At 65.1% G+C, this 24,851-nt stretch carries 23 protein-coding genes and 1 pseudogene; 9 read left to right on the plus strand and 15 right to left on the minus strand.

Annotation, left to right across the window (positions count from 1 at the left end; genetic code table 11):
• Positions 1-36 precede the first annotated feature (36 nt).
• On the plus strand, positions 37-1,266 hold the full coding sequence (gene serA, locus ACSMEV_RS02595; protein WP_296266668.1) for a phosphoglycerate dehydrogenase: 1,230 nt from the start codon (positions 37-39) through the stop codon (positions 1,264-1,266).
• Between the two features lie 269 nt (positions 1,267-1,535).
• Positions 1,536-1,988 (plus strand): annotated as a pseudogene (locus ACSMEV_RS02600) (transporter substrate-binding domain-containing protein); the annotation flags it as partial.
• A gap of 133 nt (positions 1,989-2,121) precedes the next feature.
• On the opposite strand, the gene ACSMEV_RS02605 reads toward ACSMEV_RS02600, so the two are convergent.
• Complete coding sequence (locus ACSMEV_RS02605) at positions 2,122-2,649, minus strand: 2-thiouracil desulfurase family protein (RefSeq protein WP_459207135.1); 528 nt, start codon at positions 2,647-2,649, stop codon at positions 2,122-2,124.
• A 1-nt stretch (position 2,650) separates the two neighbouring features.
• Positions 2,651-3,283, minus strand: a complete 633-nt coding sequence (locus ACSMEV_RS02610; protein WP_459208282.1) for a 2OG-Fe(II) oxygenase — start codon at positions 3,281-3,283, stop codon at positions 2,651-2,653.
• A gap of 137 nt (positions 3,284-3,420) precedes the next feature.
• Between ACSMEV_RS02610 and ACSMEV_RS02615 the strand changes: the two genes are divergently transcribed.
• The gene (locus ACSMEV_RS02615) at positions 3,421-4,173 is read left to right on the plus strand and encodes a hypothetical protein (protein ID WP_459207136.1); all 753 of its coding nucleotides are present in this window, start codon (positions 3,421-3,423) and stop codon (positions 4,171-4,173) included.
• A 20-nt stretch (positions 4,174-4,193) separates the two neighbouring features.
• Here the strand turns inward: ACSMEV_RS02615 and bipL are convergent, their stop codons facing one another.
• A complete protein-coding gene (bipL, locus tag ACSMEV_RS02620; RefSeq protein ID WP_459207137.1) occupies positions 4,194-5,120 on the minus strand; it encodes a phospholipase BipL in 927 nt (308 codons plus the stop codon).
• Between the two features lie 115 nt (positions 5,121-5,235).
• Between bipL and ACSMEV_RS02625 the strand changes: the two genes are divergently transcribed.
• Together ACSMEV_RS02625 and ACSMEV_RS02630 are read left to right on the plus strand one after the other, a co-directional pair.
• Complete coding sequence (locus ACSMEV_RS02625; protein ID WP_459207138.1) at positions 5,236-5,820, plus strand: DUF6436 domain-containing protein; 585 nt, start codon at positions 5,236-5,238, stop codon at positions 5,818-5,820.
• Positions 5,817-8,186: a penicillin acylase family protein gene (locus tag ACSMEV_RS02630; protein ID WP_459207139.1), complete on the plus strand. Its 2,370-nt coding sequence runs from the start codon at positions 5,817-5,819 to the stop codon at positions 8,184-8,186. Before ACSMEV_RS02625 ends, ACSMEV_RS02630 begins: the two co-directional genes overlap by 4 nt.
• 261 nt (positions 8,187-8,447) lie before the next feature.
• Here ACSMEV_RS02630 and ACSMEV_RS02635 read toward each other — a convergent pair whose 3' ends face one another.
• The 9 genes from ACSMEV_RS02635 to hslO all read right to left on the minus strand — a co-directional run bounded on the left by ACSMEV_RS02635 (position 8,448) and on the right by hslO (position 17,112).
• Complete coding sequence (locus ACSMEV_RS02635) at positions 8,448-9,326, minus strand: transporter substrate-binding domain-containing protein (protein ID WP_459207140.1); 879 nt, start codon at positions 9,324-9,326, stop codon at positions 8,448-8,450.
• A complete protein-coding gene (locus ACSMEV_RS02640; RefSeq protein ID WP_459207141.1) occupies positions 9,323-10,096 on the minus strand; it encodes an amino acid ABC transporter ATP-binding protein in 774 nt (257 codons plus the stop codon). Before ACSMEV_RS02640 ends, ACSMEV_RS02635 begins: the two co-directional genes overlap by 4 nt.
• Positions 10,093-10,752 carry an amino acid ABC transporter permease gene (locus ACSMEV_RS02645; RefSeq protein WP_459207142.1) on the minus strand — a complete coding sequence of 220 codons (660 nt, stop codon included), beginning with the start codon at positions 10,750-10,752 and terminating at the stop codon, positions 10,093-10,095. The genes ACSMEV_RS02640 and ACSMEV_RS02645 overlap by 4 nt, the downstream gene beginning before the upstream one ends.
• Complete coding sequence (locus tag ACSMEV_RS02650) at positions 10,733-11,398, minus strand: amino acid ABC transporter permease (RefSeq protein ID WP_459207143.1); 666 nt, start codon at positions 11,396-11,398, stop codon at positions 10,733-10,735. The genes ACSMEV_RS02645 and ACSMEV_RS02650 overlap by 20 nt, the downstream gene beginning before the upstream one ends.
• 337 nt (positions 11,399-11,735) lie before the next feature.
• Positions 11,736-12,521, minus strand: coding sequence for a MetQ/NlpA family ABC transporter substrate-binding protein (locus tag ACSMEV_RS02655; protein WP_296266687.1), 786 nt, complete (start codon positions 12,519-12,521; stop codon positions 11,736-11,738).
• A gap of 196 nt (positions 12,522-12,717) precedes the next feature.
• Positions 12,718-13,653, minus strand: coding sequence for a sigma 54-interacting transcriptional regulator (locus ACSMEV_RS02660; protein ID WP_459207144.1), 936 nt, complete (start codon positions 13,651-13,653; stop codon positions 12,718-12,720).
• A gap of 65 nt (positions 13,654-13,718) precedes the next feature.
• Entirely contained in the window at positions 13,719-14,300 is a 582-nt protein-coding gene (locus tag ACSMEV_RS02665; protein ID WP_459207145.1) for an alpha/beta hydrolase, read from the minus strand.
• Between the two features lie 188 nt (positions 14,301-14,488).
• Positions 14,489-16,030, minus strand: coding sequence for a phosphoenolpyruvate carboxykinase (locus ACSMEV_RS02670; RefSeq protein WP_459207146.1), 1,542 nt, complete (start codon positions 16,028-16,030; stop codon positions 14,489-14,491).
• Between the two features lie 182 nt (positions 16,031-16,212).
• Positions 16,213-17,112, minus strand: coding sequence for an Hsp33 family molecular chaperone HslO (hslO, locus tag ACSMEV_RS02675; protein WP_296266695.1), 900 nt, complete (start codon positions 17,110-17,112; stop codon positions 16,213-16,215).
• A 118-nt stretch (positions 17,113-17,230) separates the two neighbouring features.
• Between hslO and ACSMEV_RS02680 the strand changes: the two genes are divergently transcribed.
• Complete coding sequence (locus ACSMEV_RS02680; RefSeq protein ID WP_459207147.1) at positions 17,231-18,031, plus strand: phosphatase PAP2 family protein; 801 nt, start codon at positions 17,231-17,233, stop codon at positions 18,029-18,031.
• A gap of 42 nt (positions 18,032-18,073) precedes the next feature.
• On the opposite strand, the gene ACSMEV_RS02685 is transcribed toward ACSMEV_RS02680, so the two are convergent.
• Entirely contained in the window at positions 18,074-18,475 is a 402-nt protein-coding gene (locus tag ACSMEV_RS02685; protein WP_459207148.1) for an RNA-binding S4 domain-containing protein, read from the minus strand.
• 109 nt (positions 18,476-18,584) lie between these two features.
• Between ACSMEV_RS02685 and rimB the strand changes: the two genes are divergently transcribed.
• The gene (rimB, locus tag ACSMEV_RS02690) at positions 18,585-19,067 is read left to right on the plus strand and encodes a retropepsin-like aspartic endopeptidase RimB (protein ID WP_459207149.1); all 483 of its coding nucleotides are present in this window, start codon (positions 18,585-18,587) and stop codon (positions 19,065-19,067) included.
• On the plus strand, positions 19,064-19,969 hold the full coding sequence (gene rimK / locus ACSMEV_RS02695; RefSeq protein WP_296266703.1) for a 30S ribosomal protein S6--L-glutamate ligase: 906 nt from the start codon (positions 19,064-19,066) through the stop codon (positions 19,967-19,969). The genes rimB and rimK overlap by 4 nt, the downstream gene beginning before the upstream one ends.
• Before the next feature lie 48 nt (positions 19,970-20,017).
• On the opposite strand, the gene ACSMEV_RS02700 is transcribed toward rimK, so the two are convergent.
• Positions 20,018-21,331: an ATP-binding protein gene (locus ACSMEV_RS02700; RefSeq protein WP_413045857.1), complete on the minus strand. Its 1,314-nt coding sequence runs from the start codon at positions 21,329-21,331 to the stop codon at positions 20,018-20,020.
• A 124-nt stretch (positions 21,332-21,455) separates the two neighbouring features.
• Positions 21,456-22,196: an osmolarity response regulator transcription factor OmpR gene (gene ompR / locus ACSMEV_RS02705; protein WP_296266708.1), complete on the minus strand. Its 741-nt coding sequence runs from the start codon at positions 22,194-22,196 to the stop codon at positions 21,456-21,458.
• 229 nt (positions 22,197-22,425) lie between these two features.
• On the opposite strand from ompR, the gene ACSMEV_RS02710 reads away from it, so the two are divergent.
• On the plus strand, positions 22,426-24,750 hold the full coding sequence (locus ACSMEV_RS02710) for a Tex family protein (RefSeq protein WP_459207150.1): 2,325 nt from the start codon (positions 22,426-22,428) through the stop codon (positions 24,748-24,750).
• Positions 24,751-24,851: the final 101 nt, after the last annotated feature.

Consider the following 24,851-nt stretch of genomic DNA (forward strand, 5'->3'; position numbering starts at 1 on the left):
CTCGCCATTTTTTCTCCGGGATACAGGTTTACGCACATGAGCAAGACCTCTTTGGAAAAGAGCAAGATCAGGTTCCTTCTGCTGGAAGGTGTGCACCAGAACGCCGTCGACGTACTGAAGGCCGCTGGTTATTCCAACATCGAGTACCTCACCGGTTCGCTGCCTGAAGCCGAACTCAAGGAAAAGATCGCGGACGCCCACTTCATCGGTATTCGTTCGCGCACGCAACTGACCGAAGAGATCTTCGACTGTGCGAAGAAACTGGTGGCGGTAGGCTGCTTCTGCATCGGTACCAACCAGGTCGACCTCAATGCCGCCCGCGAGCGCGGCATCGCGGTGTTCAACGCGCCTTACTCCAACACCCGTTCGGTGGCCGAGCTGGTGCTGGCCGAAGCCATCCTGCTGCTGCGCGGCATCCCTGAGAAAAACGCCTCCTGCCACCGTGGCGGCTGGATCAAGAGCGCGGCCAACTCGTTCGAGATCCGCGGCAAGAAGCTGGGCATCGTCGGCTATGGCTCGATCGGCACCCAGTTGTCGGTGCTGGCCGAAAGCTTGGGGATGCAGGTCTACTTCTACGACCCGTTGACCAAGCTGCCATTGGGCAACGCCACCCAGGTGGGTTCGCTGAACGAACTGCTGGGCCTGGCCGACATCGTCTCCCTGCACGTGCCTGAGCTGCCGTCCACCCAGTGGATGATCGGCGAGAAGGAAATCCGGGCCATGAAGAAGGGCGCGATCCTGATCAACGCCGCCCGCGGCACCGTGGTCGAGCTTGACCACCTGGCCGCCGCGATCAAGGACAAGCACCTGATCGGCGCCGCCATCGACGTGTTCCCGGTCGAGCCGCGCTCCAACGACGAAGAGTTCGAAAGCCCGCTGCGCGGCCTGGACAACGTCATTCTCACCCCGCACATCGGTGGCTCGACCGCCGAAGCCCAGGCCAACATCGGTCTGGAGGTGGCGGAGAAGCTGGTCAAGTACAGCGACAACGGCACCTCCGTGTCGTCGGTCAACTTCCCCGAAGTGGCTCTGCCGGCTCACCCGGGCAAGCACCGTCTGCTGCACATCCACCGCAACATCCCGGGCGTGCTCAGCGAGATCAACAGCCTGTTCGCGGAAAACGGCATCAACATCTCCGGCCAGTTCCTGCAGACCGACGACAAGGTCGGCTACGTGGTCATCGACGTCGATGCCGAATACTCGGACCTGGCGCAAGAGAAACTGCAGCACGTCAAAGGCACGATCCGCTCGCGCGTATTGTTCTAACGCCTTGCCAGAGCGGCTGGACCGGAACGCTGGTCCAGCCGTTGCGGGTCGCGAAGCGGCCCCATGCCGCCATCGGACGTCGGGTAAAGCGCGACGTCCGAAGCGGCGCGGCTACTGCCAGGAAGACCGACTGCACCCATGCAGCGGCAAAAACTCCGCCGCCAGGCAAACCTAACCCCACCTCCACTGTCATAGGCTGCGCTCGACCGGGCCGGCCACGCTATGCACAATGCCCGGCGCTACCCTCACACGACAGTAAGGAACTCCCCATGCGTTCATCCCTAGGCGTACTGCTCGCAGTACTGATCAGTCCGTTGGCCCAGGCCGAGCTGCTGGACGAAGTCAACGACCGGGGCGAACTGCGTATCGCGGTGCAAGCCGAGCACGCACCCTACGTCTTCAAGGACGGCGAGCACCTGAACGGCTTCGATGTCGAGTTCGGCCAGGCCCTGGCCGCTGAACTGGACCTGCGCGCCACCTTCCTCGAGGCGCCGGCCGATGGGCTCTTGGAAGGGGTCGAGAGCGGTCTGTACGACATCGCCCTGGACGAACAACCGCTGCCCGCCACGGCCGCGGTCGGCAGCAGCCAATCCTACGGCGCGGCCGCGCGTGTGATCCCCTTCCAGAAGGACAACCCCGCCTTCGAAAGCGCGGTGAACAATGCCTTGCAACGGCTGGACAAGAGCGGCCGGCTGGGCGAGCTGGAAACCAGGTGGCTCAAGCCTGGGGCCATGGCCGCCGAAGCGGCGAACGCCTCCAAGCCCCCGGCTGCGCCCTCGGAAGCGGCGCAGACACCTGAGACCCCGACCTCCGAAGCGGCGAAAGCACCCGAAACGCCAGCTGCGGCAGCGCCGTCTACGGACGCTGAGCCTCGCTGACCTCGGCGGCCGGCGCCAACAGCGCTTCAGCCGCTTCTTCCAGCTGCAATTCGCTGAACACCCGCACCCCCTCGCGGCGCAGCAGCGCTGCCGTGACGCCCTCCCCCGACACCTTCACACCGCTGAAGCTGCCGTCGTAGGTCAGGCGATTGCCGCACGACGGGCTGCCGGCCTTGAGCACGGCCAGAGTGATGCCGTGCTCGCGCACCAGAGCCAGCGCCCGCTGGGCACCGTTCAGGAACGCGGCGGTCAGGTCGTCGCCCGCTTGGGTCGCCACCAATGCCTGGCCATCGAGCACCTGCCCACCCTGACCGCCCGCAATTTCCGCCGCCGGCCGTGGCGTCGGCAACCCCCCGGCCATTTCCGGGCACAACGGCACCACACGGCCTTCGGCCTCCCAGCGCTGCAACAGGTCGGGATGGCCGCTGGCTCGGCCGTCGTAGCGTACCGGCCGGCCCAGCAGGCAAGCGCTGACCAGGACTTTTCCGAGCGGCGGACGGCCCATGTCAGAACGGCTCGTTGCCACGGCGGCGGAACCAGCCGGTGAGCGACAGCCGCTCGCGCTGGGTCGCCAACACTTCGTGGGGGACTTCGCCCGACAGAAATACAACCAGGGAACCTGCCACCGGCGCGACGTCGAGCACATCCCGCTCCCCGAGGAACAGCCGCAGCTCGCCACCATCGCCGGGCTGCCAGGCTTCGTTGAGGTAGAGCACCGTCGAGACCGTGCGCCGGTCGTCGTCGCGGAAGCGGTCCAGGTGACGGCGGTAGAAGGCACCGGGCGGATACAGAGCGAAGTGGCACTCGAAATCTTCCAAGCCCATGAACAGGCCGCGATTGAGATCCAGACGCAGGCTGTCCATGACCGCCAGGTAACGGTCGCAGGCCTGGGTCTCGCCCGGTTCGAGCCATTGCGTCTGGTCGCCGCGCACCGCCTCGCGCACGGTCTGGGCATCGCCCCGGCCGATGGCCGCCGGGCTCAGTTCGCCTTGGGCCGATCGGCGTAGGCAATCGGCGGCCAAGGCGCGGGTCAGCTCGGCGGGCAGGAACAGGGGCTGCCGCGACCAGCCACGCTGGGCCAGGTCGTCGACGATGGTCGATGACATCGGGTGTTCGAGAGGTAGGGTCATGGCCTGCATCATAGCCCCAAGCCCGGCCGCCGCACAGCACCGTCGCAGACGACATCGGCATGCCGCCGAGCCGACGGGCGCGTCGGGCATCTCGACAAACCGCGCCCCTGCCACGGACAATGGCGCACTGCCGACAGGAGTCTTGAATGCGCCGTCCGTTTTCCCTGCTTGTGCTGATGATCTGCGCGCTGCCTGTCTGGGCCGACAACCTCGATCAGCTGTACAAGGTCGCCGGCTGGTCCGACCAGCGCGCGCATTTCACCGATGCCCTGAGCGCCGCCCAGCAACGCTACCGCAGCAGCCTGCCACCGGCGGTGTTCCAGGCTCTGGTCGACAACAGCAACCAGCGCTTCCAGGCCGAGGCCATCGATCGTCGCGCCCTGGCGCAGTTGCGCACCGCCCTGCCCGACCCCTCCCCGGCCCTGACGTTCTTCCAGTCGCCCCTGGGCCGCAAGATCGTCGCCGCCGAGCTGTTGGCCACGCGCAAGGACCAACTGGCGAAGAACGCCCAGGGCCTGCCGAAGATCCAGGCCAGCGACGACCGCCTGCTGCTGATCGGCCATCTGGCCCAGGCCCTGCCGGCCCGCGAAGCCGGGGCGGAAGTCAGCCTGGCGATCGCCGGTGTGGCCGCCGACAGCCTGAGCTCGATGCTCCCCGGTCTGCTCGGCGGCGGTCAGGCCCAGGGCATGCTCGACGGCCAGCGCCAGCGCCTGATGCAGCAGATCGGCGCGGACCTCAACAACACCTTGCTTTACGTTTACCGCGAACTGTCCGACACCGAACTGGAAGAATTCGCTACCTTCGCCGAGTCGCCCGAAGGCCAGGCCTATTACCAGGCCGCAGTGGCGGCGGTGCGTGCAGGGCTGGCGGTCGGCCAGAACGGCGCCGATCTGCGCTAGGCCTGTACGGAAGCGCCCGGTCAGTCCAGGTGCTGGCCGAGAAACTCGAAGTAGCGCTGGCGAACCGTCGGCAGCTCGTTCACCAAGTGGTGCCGCGCCTCGGGCAGCATGAGGATCTGCGGCCCGCTGAACTTGCGTTGCAGCACCCGCAGATTGTGCGTCCAGTCCACCGTCCCGTCCTGCTGGCCCTGCACGATCAGCACCCTGCGATCGCTCGCCGGGGCCGCCTCGATGCGCGTGATCCACGAGGCCAGCGCCCCTACCCAGGCCGTGGGCAGACGCCGCGGCTGCAACGAGTCGGTGCGCAGGAAGGGCAGAAATTCCGGGTCGGAACTGTTGTCGGTGAAGCGCCGCTCGATGCCGTCGACGAAATGCCGCATCACCTGGTAACTGAGCTTCGACCAGCCCCACGCCCGTGGGCGCACCAGCGGCGCGAGCAGCATCGCCTGGCCGTCGACCGGGCTTAGCCCCGCACAATGCAACAGGTGGTCGACCACGATAGCGCCCCCGGTACTCTGCCCGCACAGGTGCCAGGGCCGTGGCAGGTCCAGGGCTTGGGCCTGCACGAACAGCGCGTCGAGCACCTGCTGGTACACCGCGAAGTCGTCGATGCTGGCTCGCGCGCCGCTGGACAGGCCATGGCCGGGCAGGTCGCAGCTGATCACCGCGTAGCCGCGGCCCAGTGCCCACTCGATCAGGTGGCGGTACAGGCCCATGTGGTCGTAGAAGCCGTGCAGCATGAACAGCGTGGCCACCGGCGCCACGGGCAGCCACACCTGGCCGACCACTTGGAAACCGGCTACCTCGAAGGTGCCCAAATGCTGCGCGCCCGGCAGCGTCAGGCCGTAGAAGCGCTGATAGCTGAGGGCCGGCTCGTCCAGCGCGGCGCGCTCGGCCAGCGGCACCAGGCGCGCGCGCAGTTGGTCGGGATGGAAAGTGGCAGGCATTGGGCGAATCCACGGCAAACGAGTATTGACCTGCGATATTCAGCTCATGCTCGCGCCGTGGCAAGCTGGGCGCCCCTTCATCGCCCGCAACGTGCGTGGCGTCCATGGATCGATCATGCCCAGTCGCCCTCGCTCTACCTTGTGGATCGCCTTGCCGATCCTGGCCTGCGCCGTCGTCGCCTGGCTCGCCTATGCCCAGTTCCAGGCCCGCTACCTGCGCAGCTTCGACGACCGCGCCACGCTGTTTGCGGGCGAGGCACTGCGCCTGCCCGCCGGCCTGGCCGGCCCTGGCCCCATCCGCGTGGTGCACTTCTGGGACCCGGCCTGCCCCTGCAACGTCGGCAACCAGCAACACCTGGCCGAGCTGCTGGAGCGGTTCGCGGGCGACGACATCGCCTTCTATGCGCTACGCAAGCCCGGCAGCCATGGCCAGTTGCCGGCGGCGCTCAAGGCCCTGCGCGAGTTGCCGGGCCTGCCCGGCAGCGAGACCCTGCCGGCCAGTCCGGCCGTGGCCATCTGGGACCGTCAAGGCACATTGGTGTACGTTGGGCCGTACAGCGAAGGCGCCGTCTGCACCTCGGGCAACAGCTTCATCGAACCCATCCTCACCGCCCTGCGCGCCGGGCGCTCGGTGAGTGCCACCAACACCTTGGCCGTGGGCTGCTACTGCCCCTGGTCGGACCGCGAGGCCGCATTGTGAAACGTCGTTTGCTCATCGGCGCCTTGGGCGCGACTTCGATCCTGATCGCCGCCAGTGCCTGGTACCTGCACAGCAAACAGCCGCAGCGCAGCGGCGAACGGGCGCTGGCCGGCCTGCAGGCGCCGGTCAGCGTGCGCTACGACGAGCGCGGCGTGCCGCACATCCAGGCCGACAACGAAGCCGACCTGTACCGCGCCCTGGGCTACGTACACGCCCAGGACCGCCTGTTCCAGATGGAAATGGTGCGGCGCCTGGCCCGTGGCGAGCTGGCCGAGGTACTGGGCCGCGCGCTGGTGCCCACCGACCGCCTGTTCCGCAGCCTGCGCATTCGCGAGCAGGCCGCGCGCATGGTCGAGCGTGCCGACCACCAGTCGCCATCCTGGCAAGCGCTGGAGCGCTACCTGGACGGTGTCAACGCCTGGCAGGCCAGCCACCCTCGGCCCGTGGAGTTCGACCTGCTGGGCATCGCCGAGCGTCCCTTCACCGCCGAAGATACCCTGAGCGTGGCCGGCTACCTGGCCTACAGCTTCGCCGCCGCCTTCCGCACCGAGCCGGCGCTGACCTACGTGCGCGATCGGCTCGGCGCCGACTACCTGGCGATCTTCGACCTCGACTGGCAACCCGGTGGTGCCTTGCCGCCCACGCTGGCAGCCCAGGACTGGCGCAGCCTCGAAGGCCTGGCCCGGCTCAGCCGGCAGGCGCTGGGTGAGGCGGGCATCGCCCAGTTCGAAGGCAGCAACGCCTGGGCCGTGGCCGGCAGCCGCACCCGCAGCGGCTACCCGTTGCTGGCGGGCGATCCGCACATCGGTTTCGCCGTGCCGTCGGTGTGGTACGAGGCCGAGCTGTCGGCACCGGGCTTCAACCTGTACGGCCACTTCCAGGCGCTCAACCCCTTCGCCCTGCTCGGGCACAACCGCGACTTCGGCTGGAGCCTGACCATGTTCCAGAACGACGATGTCGACCTGGTCGCTGAAAAGCCCAACCCCAGCGACCCTGACCAGGTATGGGTCGACGGCCGCTGGCAGGCGCTGCGACACACCCGGCAGCAGGTCGCGGTCAAGGGCGAGGCTGCGGTCACCCTCGACCTGCGCCGCTCGCCCCACGGCCCCATCGTCAACGACGTGCTGGGCGATGCCGCAGGCGCTGCGCCCATCGCCTTGTGGTGGACCTTTCTGGAAACCGAGAACCCAATTCTCGAAGCCTTCTATCGCGTCAACCGCGCCGACAGTCTGGACAAGATGCGCGCGGCCGCCGTGCAGATCCACGCGCCGGGGCTCAACCTGGTGTGGGCCAACGCCCGTGGCGACATCGGCTGGTGGGCAGCGGCGCGGTTGCCGGTGCGCCCGCCGGGCGTGAACCCGACGTTCATCCTCGACGGCAGCAGCGCCCAGGCCGACAAGTTCGGCTTCCAGCCATTCAGCGCCAACCCGCAGCAGGAGAACCCCGAGGCGGGCTACATCGTTTCGGCCAACGCGCAACCCGCCGCCGCCCAGCCGATCCCTGGCTACTACAACCTGCCCGACCGCGGCCGGCAATTGCAGCGCCAGCTCGCCGACCCGCACATGGCCTGGGACGTGCACAACAGCCAGGCACTGCAGTTGCAGACCGCCACCGACTACGGCCCACGCACCCTGGCGCCGCTGCTCGGCACCCTGCGCCAAGTGGCCGAAGGCGTCGAGCAACGCGAACTGGTCGAGCAGTTGGCGGCCTGGACGGGCGACTACCCGCTCGACTCGACCAGCGCCACGCTGTTCACCCAGTTCCTCTACGAGCTGGCCTATGCAGCCCTGCACGACGAGCTGGGCGACACCTGGTTCGACATGCTGATCAGCACCCGCGCCATCGACGCCGCGCTGCCGCGCCTGGCCGCCGACGCCGACTCGCCCTGGTGGGCCTCACGTGGCAGCGCCCAGGCCACCGACCGCACCGCCATCGTGCGCCTGGCCTGGCAGCGCAGCCTGGCGCACCTGGGTGAGCTGTACGGCAACGACCCCAACGGCTGGCAATGGGGCAAGGCGCACACCCTCACCCACCGCCATCCGCTGGGGCAGCAGAAGCCGTTGAACCTGCTGTTCGATGTGGGGCCCTTCGCCGCGCCCGGCAGCCATGAGGTGCCGAACAACCTCTCGGCCAAACTCGGCCCTGCGCCCTGGCCGGTGAACTACGGCCCGTCGACGCGGCGCCTGATCGACTTCGCCGATGCCGGCCAGGCCTTGAGCATCAACCCGGTGGGCCAGAGCGGCGTGCCGTTCGACAGCCACTATGCCGACCAGGCCGAGGATTATGTGCAGGGGCGCTATCGCACAGTGCGCATGGGGGTGATACCGGCGAAGAGCACCTTGCGCTTTCTGCCGGAAAGACGCTGAATCGGTGTAGGCCTGGCTAGGGCCGGCTATGCCGACCATCGCGGCTGATCGGAGCGCCGAACCGGCCGCTCCCACAGTCCGGTGAGCTGCACCTCAAATGCTGGACACCCGTTCACCTTTGGGGTGCAGCTCACGCCCTTGTAGGAGCGGCTTCAGCCGCGATGGCCGGCGCAGCCGGCCTAACCACCTGTAGGAGCGGCTTCAGCCGCGATGGCCGGCGCAGCCGGCCCAACCGCCGCAACGCGCTATCCCTCAGCCCCATCACCCCTGCCACTTACCCCCTTCGACGATCACGCTTTCCGGCTTGGTGTCGTCGCTCAGCTCCTTGCGCACGTACTGGTCGTACAGCTTGAGCAGGAATTTCTCCTCGCCCAGTTTGGCCAACTCGGCATTGACCCAGTCGCGCAGCTCGGTGTTGCCCTTCTTCACCGCCGGGGCGATCGGCGCTTCTTCGCCCAGCAATTGCGGCAGCACGCGATAGCCTGGGTTCTGCTTGGCCCAGCTGAACAGGATCAGGTTGTCCTGGGCATAGGCATCGCCACGACCGTTAGCCAGTGCCTGCAGCGACTCGCTGTTCTTCTCGAACTTGAGCAGTTTCCAGTCGGGATGGTTCTTGGTCAGCCATATATCGGCCGTGGTGCCGGTGGTGACGATGGTGGTCTTGTCGGCCAGGTCGTCCAGGGATTTCACCGGGCTGCCGTCGGCGACCAGGGCCTGCACCGCCACGCGCAGGTTGGGGTTGGTGAAGTCCACCGCTTCCTTGCGCTCCGGGGTGACGGTCATGTTGGCCAGGATCAGATCGACCTTGTCGCTTTGCAGGAACGGGATGCGGCTGGCCGGTTCCACGGCCACGAACTCGACCTTGTTCTCGTCGCCGAGCAGGTCCTTGGCCAGACGCCGGCCGATGTCGGTGTCGAAGCCCACGTAGCGGCCCTTCTCATCGACGAAGCCGAACGGCGGCTTGTCGGTGAAGACGCCGACGACCAGCTTGTCGCGGGCCTTGATGGTCTCCAGGTAGCTGGTCGAGGCAGCCGGTTTGGCCGCCGCCGCGGTGTCGCTTGACGCAGGTTTGTCGCAGCCGGCCAGAAGGGCCAGGCCGAGCAGCGAGAGCAGCAGTTTGCTGAAGGGGGCAGTTTTCATGACAGTTCCTTGTGTGGTGTCTTCGGCAGGCTTTCGACAAAGGAGAATTTGTCCAGGAACTGCTGCGCGCGTGCGGTTCGCGGTTGGCTGAAGAAGCTCTCGGGGTCGCTGTGTTCAAGGATCCTGCCGGCCTCCATGAACAGAATGCGGTCGGCCACCGCGCGGGCGAAGGCCATTTCGTGGGTGACGATGAGCAGGGTCATGCCGTCGCGGGCCAGACCCTGGATCACCTGCAGCACTTCCTTGACCATCTCCGGGTCCAGGGCGGCGGTGACCTCGTCGAACAACATCACCTGCGGGTTCATGCACAGCGAGCGGACGATGGCGATGCGCTGCTGCTGGCCACCCGACAGCTGCCGGGGAAAGGCGTCGCGCTTGTCCAGCAGGCCGACCCGCGCCAGCAGCGCTTCGGCCTGCGCCAGGGCCTCGGCGCGCGGGCGCTGCTGCACCTTGAGCGGGCCGAGCAGCAGGTTGTCGATCACGCTCATGTGGCCGAACAGGTGGTAGCTCTGGAACACCATTCCTACCCGCTGGCGCACCTGGCGCCAGTCGGTGCCGGCGCGCAGCAGCTCCTGGCCGTCGAGGCGCAGGCTGCCGCTGTGGGCCTCCTCCAGGCCATTGAGGCAGCGCAGCAAGGTGCTCTTGCCACAGCCGCTGGGGCCGAGAATGACCACCACTTCGCCGGCCTGCACCTGCAGGTCGACGTCCTTGAGCACCTGGTGCTCGCCGAAGAACTTGTTGAAACCCTGGAATTCGATCAATGCGCTCATGAGTGGGCCCAGCGCCGTTCCAACGCGCGCGAGGCGGCGGAAAGCGGATAGCAGACGAAAAAGAAGAACAGAAACAGCACGCCGTAGATCAGCACCGATTCATAGGTGCGCTCGATGATCTGCTGGCCGGCCTTGATGACCTCGACCACGCCGATCAGCACGGCCAGGGAACTGGTCTTGACGATGCGCGTGTAGATGTTGATGGTCGGCGGGGTCATGCGCTTGAGCGCCTGGGGCAGCAGCACGAAACCGTACAGCTGCGGCCCCGACAGCCCGATGGACAAACCCGCCTCGCGCTGGCCGCGCGGCAGCGAGGTCAACGCGCCGCGCACCACCTCGCCGATTTCGCTGGCGCCCCACAGCCCCAGCACCAGCACCGCGCACCAGAAGCTCGGAATGCTCAAAGCGAAGAAGATCGGCAAGCCGAAGAACACCAGGTACAGCCAGACCAGCACCGGAATGGCGCGAAACAGCTCCAGGTACACCTGCAAGGCGATGTTCAGCCAACGCTTGCCCAGTGTCGACAGCACGCCGTACAGCACGCCGCCCAAGGTCGCGAAGACGATGCCCAAGGCCGAGATGGCCAAGGTCTGCGACGCGCCCCTGGCCAGTTGCGGCAGGGACACCAGCAGCAACTCAACTGCCGAACTGGCCATGTTGCAACCTCCTTTCGACATGGCGCAGCAATAGCGACAGGGGCAGGAACAGCAGCAGACACAACAACGTCAGCACCGTGAGCATTTCGTAGGTCTTGTAATACAGAGCGATGTAGTTCTTGGTCGTGTAGAGGATTTCCGCCACCGCCACCGCCGACACCACGGTGGTTTCCTTGAGCAGGAAGACGAAGTTGGCGAACAGCGCCGGCAGGCTCAGGATGCCCGCCTGGGGCAGGATCACGTGGCGTAGCAACTGCCCTTCGGACAAGCCGATCGAACGGCCCGATTCGAGCTGAGCGCGCGGCACCGCCTCGACCCCGGCGCGCAGCACCTCGGTGAGGTAGGCGCCGCCCATGAAGGTCATGGTGATGATTGCCGCGGTGAAGCCAGACACCTTGACGCCCAGGCTGGGCAAGGCGAAATAGACGAAGAACAGTTGGATGAGCAGCGGCGTGTTACGCGCCAGCTCCACGTAGCCTTTGACCAGACGCCCCAGGTACGGTGTACGCAGTACCAGGATCGCCGCATTGAGCACGGCCACCAGCAACGAGGTGCAAATGGCGATGAGACCCACCTGCAGGGTGACGCCCACGGCGCTGAAGAAGGCTGGCAAAGTGCTGAGCATGAAGGCGGTATCGAACGTCATGGCTGGCGTCTCGACACAGGTTGGACGGGGTACGGCATGGTAGATATTCCAGGGGCGGCGCGAGGGTGGCTCGGCGTCGCAGATAGTCTTGGGAGCGGGCCGGTGGACGCCGCAGGTAGACTCTAAAGGCATAAGAATTTTTTTCTAAATACTTTTATTGCATATCTATATCTCCTCGCTTGATCGCTTGAATCGCTCCTCGGCGCTCCCTCGTTGCCATTGCGTTCAAGCCCCTTGGTGCCTGGTCCACCACAGCTTCGAACCATTCGAACTACCAGAAACGACAACGCCGACGCAAAAGCGTCGGCGTTGTCCAAAGCAGGTTCGAAGCGGCGAATCAGAACGCCGGCAGTACCGCACCTTGGTATTTCTTTTCGATGAAGGCTTTCACTTCCGGGCTGGTCAGTGCTTTGGCCAGCTTCTGGATGGCGTCGCTGTCCTTGTTGTCGGGCCGCGCTACCAGGAAGTTGACGTACGGCGAGTCGCTGCCTTCGATGACCAAGGCGTCCTTGGCCGGGTTCAGACCCGCTTCCAGCGCGTAGTTGGTGTTGATCATGTCCAGGTCGACTTGGTCCAGCACGCGCGGCAGCATGGCCGATTCCAGTTCGCGGAACTTGAGACCCTTCTTGTTCTCGGCGATGTCCTTGGGCGTCGCCAGGGCATTGGTCGGGTCTTTCAAGGTGATCAGACCGGCCTTCTGCAACAGCAACAGGGCGCGACCGCTGTTGCTGCCCTCGTTGGGGATGGCGACGGTAGCGCCCTGCTTCAGCTCGTCCAGGCTCTTGACCTTCTTCGAGTAGCCGCCGAAGGGCTCGACATGTACACCGACCACGGTTTCCAGGTGCGTGCCTTTGCCTTCGTTGAAGCTATTGAGGTACGGCAGGGTCTGGAAGTAGTTGGCATCCAGACGCTTCTGGTCGACCTGCACGTTGGGCTGCACGTAGTCGGTGAAGACCTTGATCTCCAGGTCCACACCCTCTTTGGCCAAGGTCGGCTTGATCAGCTCGAGGATCTCGGCATGTGGGATCGGCGTGGCGGCGACCACCAGTTTCTCGGCGGCACTGGCCAGGCCCGCGAACGACAGAGCAGCGGCCAGGGCCGTGGTCAACAGGGTCTTCTTCATAGTGTTCCTTAGGAGTTCGATGACCATCGGCGATGGCGGAGTCAGAGACCGACCCCAAGCTGTGGCCGGCGTGAAGCGGAAGATACCGGGATTTCTTATGCCTTCACAATCTATTTCAACGAGTTTCTTATGCCAAAAAAGCACAGCGTTATAACCGCTGGCACAAGGCCAGGTTCTAGTACGCTCCGCCGCTGCCTCAGCCCAGTGCCGCCAGGGCCTGCGCCAGGGTTTCGCGTAGGCGTGCCAGGGTCTGCGGCTCGCGACTGCGCGCGATCTGCGCGGCATCCGCGGCCAACGCCGTGATCGGATCGTGCTGGATCAAGCCAAGGTCCTGAGCCTGGATTTCATCGTCGCTGCTGGTCAGCAACGCGAAATGGATGACGTTCTCCAGCTCGCGGGTGTTGCCGGGCCAGTCGTGGGCTTCGAGTGCCAGTTGCGCCGCTTCGCTGAGCAGCGGCAAAGGCCGGTCCAGCCGTGCGCTGTAGATGCCGACGAAATACTCGGCCAACGGCAGAATGTCGCCCACCCGTTCGCGCAGGGCCGGCAACACCAGTTCGCCTTCTTGCAGATAACGGTACAGGCCTTCGTTGAAACGGCCGGCGCGAACGGCACCGGCCAGTTCGATGCTCGAGGCCGCCACCAGGCGCACGTCCACCGCCTGCGGCTGCTGCGCACCGACCCGGGTCACTTCGCGGTTTTCCAGAGCGGCCAGCAGCTTGCCCTGGATAGCCAGGGGCAGGTCGGCAATTTCATCCAGGTACAGGGTGCCGCCGTTGGCCGAGCCGAACCAGCCGGCGCGTCCACTGGCGGTGCCGCCCTGGCTGCCGGCGCGGTAGCCGAACAACTCGGCATCGGCATAGGTGGGGCTGATCGCAGCGCAGTTGACCGACACGAACAGGCCGCTGCGGTCGCTGGCTCGGTGTACGTGCCTTGCCAGCAGCTCCTTGCCCGTGCCGGTCTCGCCACGAACCAGCACCGGCACGGGCAGCGGCGCCAGACGCTCGAGCTGCTCACGCAACTGCTGGGAGCGGGCATCGACGAACACCAGCGCCTTGGCGCGGATGCTCAGCGGGCTCTTGTCGAGTTCGGGGAAGGTCAACAGTGGCTGGCCGAATGTATGTTGCAGACTCATGGGGGTGCTCCAGGCAGACGCTCCGTACACGGCGCCTGCGGTGATGCGAAAGGTGGCGGCGTCGCTCAGGCGCGGCGCAACAGGTGTTGCTCGGCGCGGCCCTGAAGACGGTAAAGAAAGGCGAAGCCTTGCTCCCAGCGCTCATGGCCGGACTTGACGTTGATGTGCCCGGCGCCGGGCAACAGCCCCATCTCCGCGCCCCAGGCCTGAGCCAGGAACACCGCGCGCGGCACGCTGACCGCCGCGTCGTTGTCGGCGCTCACCACTTGGGTAGCGAACGGCAGGCGCTGCAACGGAATGGGCGCGAAATTGCGCAATGCCGGCGCGCAACCAGCGCGCTCGACGTCGGCCGGCGCCACCAGCAAGGCGCCGCGCACCTGTTGCAGCAGCCGCGCATTGGCCTGGGCGGCCCAATGGGCCACGGTGACGCAGCCCAGGCTGTGGGCCACCAGAATCACCGGCGAAGCGTCGGCAAGAATGGCCTGCTCCAGCGCGGCGACCCAATCTTCGCGCTGCGGCGTGACCCAATCGGCCTGCTCGACTCGGCTGCTGTTGGGCAACGTGCGCTGCCAGTGGCTTTGCCAATGGTCGTCTGGCGATCCTTGCCAGCCCGGCACGATCAAGTAGCGGATCGTTTCGTTGCGCATGGGGAGACTCCCTGAAATGTGTCGATTTCGGGGGAGTATAAAGCTGCTTTTATATACTTAAAGGAATAATGGGCTATTTATTAATAACCAGAATATCTATAGGAGCACGCTTACCTCTAACCGGGAGGTTTTGATCGGGCACGAAAAAGCCGCCCCGAGGGGCGGCTCTTTTCCATCGCTGGCGCGCCTTACAGCTGAGGGCCTGCCGCAACGATGGCGTCCGAGACGTCGAACTTCTTGAAGTTCTCGACGAACAGCTTGGCCAGACCTTTGGCGGCTTCGTCGTAGGCCGCTTGGTCAGCCCAGGTGTTGCGCGGGTTGAGCAGCTCGGTGTCGACGCCCGGAACGGCCTTGGGCACATCGAGGTTGATGGTGGCGACGTGCTCGGTTTCGGCACCGATCAACGCCCCGCTCTGAATCGCAGCGATCACCGCGCGGGTAGTGGGGATGTTGAAACGCTTGCCCACACCGTAGCCGCCGCCGGTCCAGCCGGTGTTGACCAGATAGACTTTCGAGCCGAAACCGTTGATGCGTTTGATCAACAGTTCGGCGTACTCGCCAGCCGGACGCGGGAAGAACGGCGCGCCGAAGCAGGTGGAGAAGGTCGACTTGATGCCGCTGCCCGAACCCATTTCGGTGGAACCGACCAGTGCGGTGTAACCGGACAGGAAGTGGTAGGCCGCCTGCTCGTTGTTGAGGATCGACACGGGCGGCAATACGCCGGTCAGGTCGCAGGTCAGGAAGATCACGGCATTGGGCTCGCCGCCCAGGTTCTGTTCCGAACGCTTGGCTACGTGCTCCAGCGGGTAGGCCGCGCGGCTGTTCTGGGTCAGGCTGACGTTGGTGTAGTCGGCATGCTTGGCCTCGTCGATGACGACGTTTTCCAGCACCGCGCCGTGCTTGATGGCTTTCCAGATGACCGGCTCGTTCTTCTCGGACAGGTCGATGCACTTGGCATAGCAGCCGCCTTCCATGTTGAAGACCACGCCCTCGCCCCAGCCGTGCTCGTCGTCACCGATCAGGTAACGGCTTTCGTCGGCCGACAGAGTGGTCTTGCCGGTGCCGGACAGGCCGAAGAACAGCGTCACGTCGCCGTCTTCGCCGATGTTGGCGGCGCAGTGCATGGGCAGCACGTCGGCGGCTGGCAGCAGGAAGTTCTGCACCGAGAACATGGCTTTTTTCATTTCGCCGGCGTAGCGCATACCGGCGATGAGAACTTTTTTCTGCGCGAAGTTGATGATCACGCAACCGTCGGAGTTGGTGCCGTCACGCTCGGGTACGCACTCGAAGTTGGCGACGTTGAGCACTTGCCATTCATCGCGGCCCGCCGGGTTGTACTGCTGCGGGTTGATGAACAGGCAGCGGCCGAACAGGTTCTGCCAAGCGGTTTGCGTGGTCATCTTGACCGGCAGGTAGTGCTCGGCGGAGGCCCCTACGTGGACGTAGGAAACGAAGTGGTCCTGGGCATCGTTGAAGGCCTGCACGCGGTCCCACAAGGCGTCGAACTTGTCGGCCGGGAACTTGCGGTTGATCGGGCCCCAGGCAATGGCTTCTTGCGTGGAGGGCTCTTCGACGATGAAACGATCAGCCGGCGAGCGGCCAGTACGGTGGCCGGTTTCCACAACCAGCGCGCCTGTATCGGCCAGCACGCCTTCACCGCGGGACAGCGCTTCTTTTACCAGTTCATCGACGCTGAGGTCGGTGTGCACGGTGTTGTTGGCTTGCGTCATGAGGCTTCCTCATCCGGCCCGAGGCCGAGTGCTCCGAACGTTTTTGTAGTCGTCTGTAAATAACTACTACAGTGGAAAAAAGTGGCCGGATTATGCCAGAAACGCCCAAAAAAAGTAGACCCCTCCTGTCAGAACGGGGGTTTAGCGCAATTCGACAGGAGAATGTCTCGGGCTTAAACGTTTCAGTGGCGAGTTTCTGAGGGGGTCTCGGTGCCACCGCCGTGGAACAGCTGCTCCACGTCGCTGATGTCGAAGACATAACGCTCGTTGCAGAACTGGCAATCGACCTCTACTTGGCCGCCGCATTCTTCGACCAAAGCCAGTGCATCGGCTTCGCCCAGGCTCGCCAGCGCGTTGCCGGAACGTTCGCGCGAGCAGCTGCAATGGAAGCGCAACGACTGCCCGTCGAACAGGCGCACGGCGTCTTCGTGGAACAGGCGGTGCAGCAAGGTTTCGTTGCTCTCGGCCCACTCCTCGGCCTTGAGCGTGCTGGCCAGGGCCAGAACGTGCTGCCAGCTTTCCTCGCGCTCTTCGTCATCGGGCTGACGATCCACCGGCAGTTGTTGCAGCAACAGGCCACGGGCCTTGCCCTGGCTGGCGTCGAGCCAGAAACGGGTGTTGAGCTGCTGCGATTGCAGGAAGTAGTTGGTGAAGCATTCGGCGATGTCGGCACCGTCGAGGTCGACCGTGCCTTGATAGCGCTGGCCCTTGATCGGGTCGATGGTCAGCGTGAGGTGGCCGTCGGGCATCAGCTCGGCCAGGGACGCCTGCGCCGGGATCTGCTCGGCTTCGTAGCGAGCGACCCCGCGGATCTCGTGCGCGCTCGAGCACTCGACCATCAGCAGGGGAATCGGCCCCGAAGAGCGCGCCTGCAGGATAAGCAGGCCGTCGAACTTCAAGGCGCCGATGAGCAGGGCCGTGGCCGCCATCAGCTCGCCGAGCAAAGCCGCGACCGGCGCAGGATAGGCATGACGGGCCAGCACCTGGGCGTAGCTGTCGTCGAGCGATACCCATTCGCCGCGAATGTCGCGGTCGTCGAAAAGGAAACGCTGGGTGAAATCGGTGTCAGGCATATCGCTCATAAATTCCGCAGTTCGGGTATCTGAAAATAATGTCAAAATATTGTGAAGCGGAGGAAATCCCGCCACCGAGCGCTGTCACAAGCGCTCTTATTTTTTGCTGCTGATTAGAAGGTATCTTATGGACAATCAACCACTGTTCCAAGCCAGGTGGCGTTGGGGCCCATTGGCAGCCTGCACCGCGCTGCCCATCGCCTTACTGTGTTTCTGGTTGTGGCCATTTGGCCAGATCCTTTGCCTGACTTTCGACGAGTGGCTGTTTCACACGCTCAATGCGCCGTTGGCGGACAACACCACCTGGCGCCTGATCTGGACCGTGGGCAGCCTGCGTCCCTTCGACATCATCGTGGGCCTGATCATGCTGGCGCTGCTGATCCGCGGTGATTGGGTGTTCAGGGCCTTCCAGGTACGCGAGGCCTTCTTCGGCTTTCTGGTCACCCTGCTGCTGTTAGTGGTGATTCGCGCAGTGTTTTCCAAGTGGGTCGACGCCATGGGTTGGCAACACGCCAGCCCGTCGATGCAGTTCGACAGCGCCGTGCACCTGAGCGACTACTACCCGAACCTGGAAAAATCCTGGGAGCTCAAGGACCGTTCGAGCAAGAGCTTCCCCGGCGACCATGCCTCGGTGCTGCTGATCTGGGCACTGTTCATGAGCCTGTTCGCCCGCCGTTCGTTGCAGCATGTGGCGATCTGGGCCTTGGCGCTGCTGTTCATGCTGCCGCGCCTGGTCGCCGGCGCCCATTGGGGCCAGGACGACTACATCGGCGGCCTGTTGATGGCCGTGCTGGCCCTGGGCTGGAGCTGCTTCACCCCGTTCGCCGCCAAGTCGAGCGCGGCCCTGGTGCGCTGGACGGCGCCGCTGTTCCGCGGCTTGCAGAAACTGCCGCTGGTCAGGGGCATGAGCATCGTCAACCGCGTCTGAGACGCGCAGGCGGGACGCTGCTGCATGCTCGTCCCGCTTGCGTCAGTCGAAATGGCCGTGCAACTGGTGGATCTGCCGCCGCTGCTTCTTGTTCGGCCGTCCATCGGTGGTCATGCCCACGGCGCCGGCCTTGCGCAATTCGGCGGCCTTCTCGCGCTGGCGGATGCTCTCTTCGGTTTCCTCGTACAGCGTCTGCGCCTCGGGCGCGCCGCGGCGCACCGTCGACAGCGCCTTGACCACCACGGTCTTTTCGTCGAAGCCCGTACGCAACACGAACTGGTCGCCAACACGGGGCTCCTTGCCCGGCTTGCAGCGCTCGCCACGGCAGTGCACCTTGCCGCTCTCGATGGCGGCCTTGGCCAGGGCACGGGTTTTGTAGAAGCGTGCGGCCCAGAGCCATTTGTCGAGGCGAACTTTGTCGTCGTCTTCGGCTTTGTTCGTCATCTTTTTCCCTCGAATTCTTTCGTTCGAAGAACTGTACTACCTTCACTTGCGGATGCAAAAAGTCCGTGCGGTGCTTACAGTGCACCACCTTATCCGCAGGGCCTGTTTCGTGAAGACATTTGACCATCTGAGTGTGATCGGCCTGCGCGAGTGGGTCGCCCTGCCGGGCCTGGGCGTCGCTGGCCTGCGGGCCAAGATCGACACCGGCGCCAGCACCTCCAGCCTACATGCCACCGAGATCGAGCCGTTCGAGCGCGATGGCCAGCCGTGGGTACGCTTCATCGCCCACCTGGGCACCCTGGAGCGCCAGCGGCACCACCCGTGCGAGGCTCCGCTGGTGTCGATCAAACGGGTCAGAAGCTCCAACGGCCACACGCAAACTCGCTACGTCATTCGTACCACCCTGGCCCTGGGCGATCGGCTGTGGGAGGTGGAGTTCACCCTGACGTGCCGCAAAAGTATGCGATATCGACTTTTGATTGGCTCGAAAGCCCTCGTCCACGGTCAATTGGTAGTGAACCCAGGATTGAAATACGTTCAGGACAAACCGGCCTATCCGGCCGCTACTTTCCCCGCCACAGGTGTCGCATGAAGATCGCCGTGCTTTCGCGCAATCCGCGTCTGTATTCCACCCGCCGTCTGGTCGAGGCTGGCACCCAGCGTGGCCATGAGATGGTGGTCATCGATACGCTCCGTGCGTACATGAACATCGCCAGCCATAAACCGCAGATCCACTACCGAGGCAAGCCCCTGGAAGGCTTCGATGCGGTCATTCCGCGTATCGGCGCGTCGGTGACGTTCTACGGCTGCGCGGTGTTGCGCCAGTTCGAGATGATGGGTGTCTACCCGCTGAACGAATCGGTGGCCATCGCCCGCTCGCGCGACAAGCTGCGCTCGCTGCAATTGCTGTCGCGCCGCGGCATTGGTCTGCCGGTCACAGGCTTCGCCCATTCGCCCGACGACATTCCCGACCTGATCCAGATGGTCAATGGCGCGCCGTTGGTGATCAAGGTGCTCGAGGGCACCCAAGGCATCGGTGTGGTGCTGTGCGAAACCACCAAGGCCGCCGAATCGGTGATCGAAGCCTTCATGGGCTTGAAGCAGAACATCATGGTCCAGGAATACATCAAGGAAGCCGGTGGCGCCGACATCCGCTGCTTCGTGGTGGGCGACAAGGTCATCGCCTCGATGAAGCGTCAGGCCAAGCCCGGAGAGTTTCGCTCGAACCTGCACCGTGGCGGTGTGGCCAGCCTGATCAAGATCACCCCCGAAGAGCGCATGACGGCCATTCGCGCGGCCAAGGTCATGGGTTTGAGCGTAGCCGGGGTCGACATTCTGCGCTCCAACCACGGCCCGCTGGTGATGGAGGTCAATTCCTCGCCTGGCCTGGAAGGCATCGAGGTCACCACCAGCAAGGACGTGGCCGGCATGATCATCGAGCATCTGGAAAAGAACGGCGGGCCCAACCAGACCCGTACCAAGGGCAAAGGCTGAAAACGACGAGGCCCGATACGTATCGGGCCTCGTCGTTTCAACAGCGGGTCAGACGGCGTTGCGCGGCAGCATCAACCCCAGGGGCAAGCGCACCCGCGCTTCGATACCGCCACCCGAGCGATTACGCAGCTCGACGTTGCCGCCATGCTGCGCGGCGATCCGCTTGACGATCGCCAGCCCCAGGCCGGTGCCCTTGCCGCCGCGCGCCCGGTCGCCACGGATGAACGGGTTGAAGATGCTTTGCAACTCCGATTCGTCGATGCCGGTGCCGCGGTCGAGCACGCTCAGCACCACATAGGGCGCGCTGTGGTCGCCGGAGACGTAGGCCGCGACTTCCACGCCCTGCCCGGCATGGTGCAGGGCATTGCCGATCAGGTTGTCGAGCATGCGCTTGAGCGATATTCGCCGAAGCGGGAACGGCGGGATCGGCTCCAGGCACAGACGCACCCGCTCTTCGGGCTGGTTGTAAGGGTCGACCACGTCGTGGATCAGGTCGTTGAGGTCGAGCTCTTCGACCGGCTCGTCGCGGCCATCGCGGATGAAGGCCAGGAACTGGTCGAGGATCGCGTCCATGTCTTCGATGTCGCGCACCATGTCGTCGGCCAGATCGCCCTCCGAGCCCATCAGCGACAGCGACAGCCGCAACCGCGTCAAGGGTGTGCGCAGGTCGTGGGAGACCCCGGCCAGCATCAGCTCGCGCTCGCGTCCGGCCTGTTCGACGTCTTCGGCCATCTGGTTGAACGAGCGATAGACCTCGGCCATTTCGCTTGGCGTGTCGCTGATAGGCAGGCGCACGCTGCGCCCCTGGCCCAGTTGCCGGGCGGCGAACACCAGGCGCTTGAGCGGTTGGTTGAGCTGACGCACGAAGATCCACGCCGACGCCGTGGACAGCAGCCCGATGGCCAGGAACCAGCCGAGCACGTTCCAGATCTTCTGCCCGCGCAGCGGGTGCGGGTACAGCGGCACCTTGAGCCAGCCCGGCCCCAGGCTCGGCGCGTTGACCCACAGCGCGGGCGGCGCGTGGATGCGCAGCCGCACCTCGGTGTCGTCGCCCAGTTCGGCCTGCATCTGGCGCTGGTAGATCTCGCTGTACGGCCAGTGCTGCTCGCCTTCGGGCACCCCAGCGCCGGTCACGCGGATCAGCCCTGCCGCTTCGGCGATGCGGTCGCGGTTCTCTTCGTCCGCCGCCCAATACGCACGCAGGGTCAGGGCCACGCCATGGCTGTACTGGCGATCGACCAGCACGTCTTCGTTCATCAGCAGGTAGACCAGCGTCAGCGCCTTGGAAAACAGCACGACGATCAGCACCAGCCAGAGGGTGCGGGAGAAGAAGCTTTGCGGGAACCAGAGGGGCGTTTTCATCGGCACGACTACTGTGGGGCAAGGCCGAGACACGCTCGACGAGATGGCAGGATGGATACAGACGCAAGCAGGGCGACCCCTACGGATCGCCCTGCTGCTGGACCGTCGCCCTGCCGACGGCGCTTCATTTACCGGCGTTGCCGTCCGGCACGAAGACATAACCCACGCCCCAGACGGTCTGGATATAGCGCGGCTTGGACGGGTCGGGTTCGATCATGCGGCGCAGGCGTGAGATCTGCACGTCGATGGAGCGCTCCAGCGCATCCCATTCGCGGCCACGGGCCAGGTTCATCAGCTTGTCGCGGGTCAGCGGCTCGCGGGCGTGCATGACCAGCGCCTTGAGCACGGCGAATTCGCCCGTGGTGAGCATGTGGGTTTCGTCGCCGCGCTTGAGCTCGCGGGTGGCCAGCGACAGCTCGTAGTCGCCGAAGGTGACGGTTTCGTCTTCGCTGCCCGGCGCGCCCGGTACGCTGGGAGACTGCCGGCGCAGCACGGCTTTGACCCGAGCGACCAGCTCGTCGGGGTTGAACGGTTTGGCCAGGTAGTCGTCGGCGCCCAGCTCCAGGCCCTTGATGCGGCTCAGTTCGTCGCCTTTGGCGGTGAGCATGATGATCGGGATCTGGTTGTTCGAGGCACGCAGACGGCGGCAGGCTGACAGGCCGTCTTCGCCGGGAAGCATGAGGTCGAGCACCACCAGGTTGAAGACTTCGCGCGCCAGCAAGCGGTCCATGTGCTCGACATTGGGCACCGCACGCACGCGATAGCCCTTGCTGGTGAAGAAACGCTCGAGCAGGCTGCTCAGCCCGGGATCGTCATCGACGATGAGAATCTTCTCGCCTTCAACGTTGTTTGCAGTGCCACTCATGAATAGCTCCTCTGATGTCGGTGCGCATTATGGCGTAGCCGCTAAAGCCGCGTGTTCGGTGCATTGTTAACAGATTTTTCCCCAGGTGCCACTTCCCTGCCTCCGGGGCTGGCCTGAGGCTATCACCGCACGCCGGACACGATGGGTATAATGCGCCGCTTTCATCGCGGTGGCCGGCGCCGGGCGCCTGCCGCAGCCTTCAGTATTCACACATTGTCAGGTGGTTTTCATGGACAGCATCAACAGCCGTATCGCCGAGGAACTGGGCGTCCGCCCACAACAGGTCGAGGCGGCCGTGGCCCTGTTGGACGAAGGCTCGACGGTGCCCTTCATCGCCCGTTACCGCAAGGAGGTGACCGGCAGCCTCGACGACACCCAGTTGCGCCACCTCGACGAACGCCTGCGCTACCTGCGCGAACTCGACGAGCGCCGTGCGAGCATCCTGTCCAGCATTCAGGAGCAAGGCAAGCTGACCCCGGAGCTGGCCCGCGACATCAACCTGGCCGACACCAAGACGCGCCTCGAAGACCTCTACCTGCCCTACAAGCAAAAGCGTCGCACCAAGGGCCAGATCGCCTTGGAAGCCGGCCTCGGCGAGCTGGCCGACACCCTCTTCGACGACCCGCAGCGCGCGCCGGAAAGCGAAGCGGCGCGCTTCGTCGACGTCGACAAAGGCGTGGCCGACGTCAAGGCCGCGCTGGAGGGCGCCAAGTACATCCTCATGGAGCGTTTCGCCGAAGACGCCGCGCTGCTCGAGAAGCTGCGCACCTTCCTCAAGCAGGAAGCGGTGCTCAGCGCCCGCCTGGTGCCCGGCAAGGAGGAGGAAGGCGCCAAGTTCCGCGACTACTTCGCCCACGACGAAGTGCTGCGCAACGTCCCCTCGCACCGCGCCCTGGCGATCTTCCGCGGACGCAACGAAGGGGTGCTGGGCGCGGCCCTGAAAGTCGGCGAGGAACTACCCGGCACGCTGCACCCGTGCGAGCTGATGATCGGCCAGCACGTGGGCATCGAGCAGCAGGGCCGCCCGGCCGACAAATGGCTGGCCGAAGTGGTGCGCTGGACCTGGAAGGTCAAGCTCTACACCAGCCTGGAAACCGACCTGCTCGGCGAGCTGCGCGAGAAAGCCGAAAGCGAGGCGATCAACGTCTTCGCCCACAACCTGCACGACCTGCTGCTGGCCGCCCCCGCCGGCCCGCGCACCACCCTGGGCCTGGACCCGGGCCTGCGCACCGGCTGCAAGGTGGCCGTGGTCGATGCCACCGGCAAGCTGCTCGACACCGCCACCGTCTACCCGCACGCGCCGCGCAACGACTGGGACCGCACCCTCGCCGTGCTGGCCGCGCTGTGCGCCAAGCACTCGGTGGAACTGCTGGCCATTGGCAACGGCACCGCCAGCCGCGAGACCGACAAGCTGGCGGCCGACCTGATCAAGCTCTACCCGGCCCTGAAAATGACCAAGGTCATGGTCTCCGAGGCCGGCGCCTCGGTGTATTCCGCTTCGGAACTGGCCGCCCGCGAATTTCCCGACCTGGACGTGTCGATCCGTGGCGCGGTGTCCATCGCCCGCCGCTTGCAAGATCCGCTGGCCGAGCTGGTGAAGATCGACCCCAAATCCATCGGCGTCGGCCAGTACCAGCACGATGTGTCGCAACTGAAGCTGGCGCGCGGCCTGGACGCGGTGGTCGAGGACTGCGTGAACGCCGTGGGCGTGGACGTCAACACCGCTTCGGTGGCGCTGCTCACGCGCATCTCCGGGCTCAACGCCACCCTGGCGCAGAACATCGTCGCCCACCGCGACGCCAACGGCCCGTTCGCCACCCGTGCGGCGCTGAAGAAGGTCAGCCGCCTGGGCGAGAAGACCTTCGAGCAGGCCGCAGGCTTCCTGCGCGTGATGAACGGCGACAACCCGCTCGACGCCTCGGCGGTGCACCCGGAGGCCTACCCGCTGGTGCAGCGCATCGCCGCCAACACCGATCGCGACATCCGTTCGTTGATCGGCGACAGTGGCTTCCTCAAGCGTCTGGACCCCAAGCGTTTCACCGACGAAACCTTCGGCCTGCCGACCGTCACCGACATCCTTCAGGAGCTGGACAAGCCCGGCCGCGACCCGCGTCCTGAATTCAAGACCGCGACCTTCCAGGACGGCGTCGAAGACCTCAAGGACCTGCAACCGGGCATGATCCTCGAAGGCGTGGTGACCAACGTCACCAACTTCGGCGCCTTCGTCGACATCGGCGTGCACCAGGACGGCCTGGTGCACATCTCGGCGCTGTCGGAAAAGTTCGTCAAGGACCCGCGCGAAGCGGTCAAGGCCGGCGACGTGGTCAAGGTCAAGGTCATGGAAGTGGACATCCCGCGCAAGCGCGTGGGCCTGTCGATGCGCATGGGCGACACCCCCGGCGAGAAGGTCGACGGCCCGCGCGGCGGCAACCGCGGCAGCGCCGGCAACCGCCCGCAGCAAGCGCCGCGCCCGCGTGAAACCGCCGCACTGGCACCGGCCAACAACGCCATGGCGTCGCTGTTCGCCAATGCCCGGCAACTGAAGAAGAAGTGACTCTCGACGCCGACGTGCCAGCACGCGACAGGCACGTCGGCGACACAGGCGGGAACCTTCTTCTGCCGCTAGCTCACCAACGGGTATCTACGGTATTTTTC

It is taken from the genome of Pseudomonas sp. MLB6B (genome assembly GCF_054508135.1).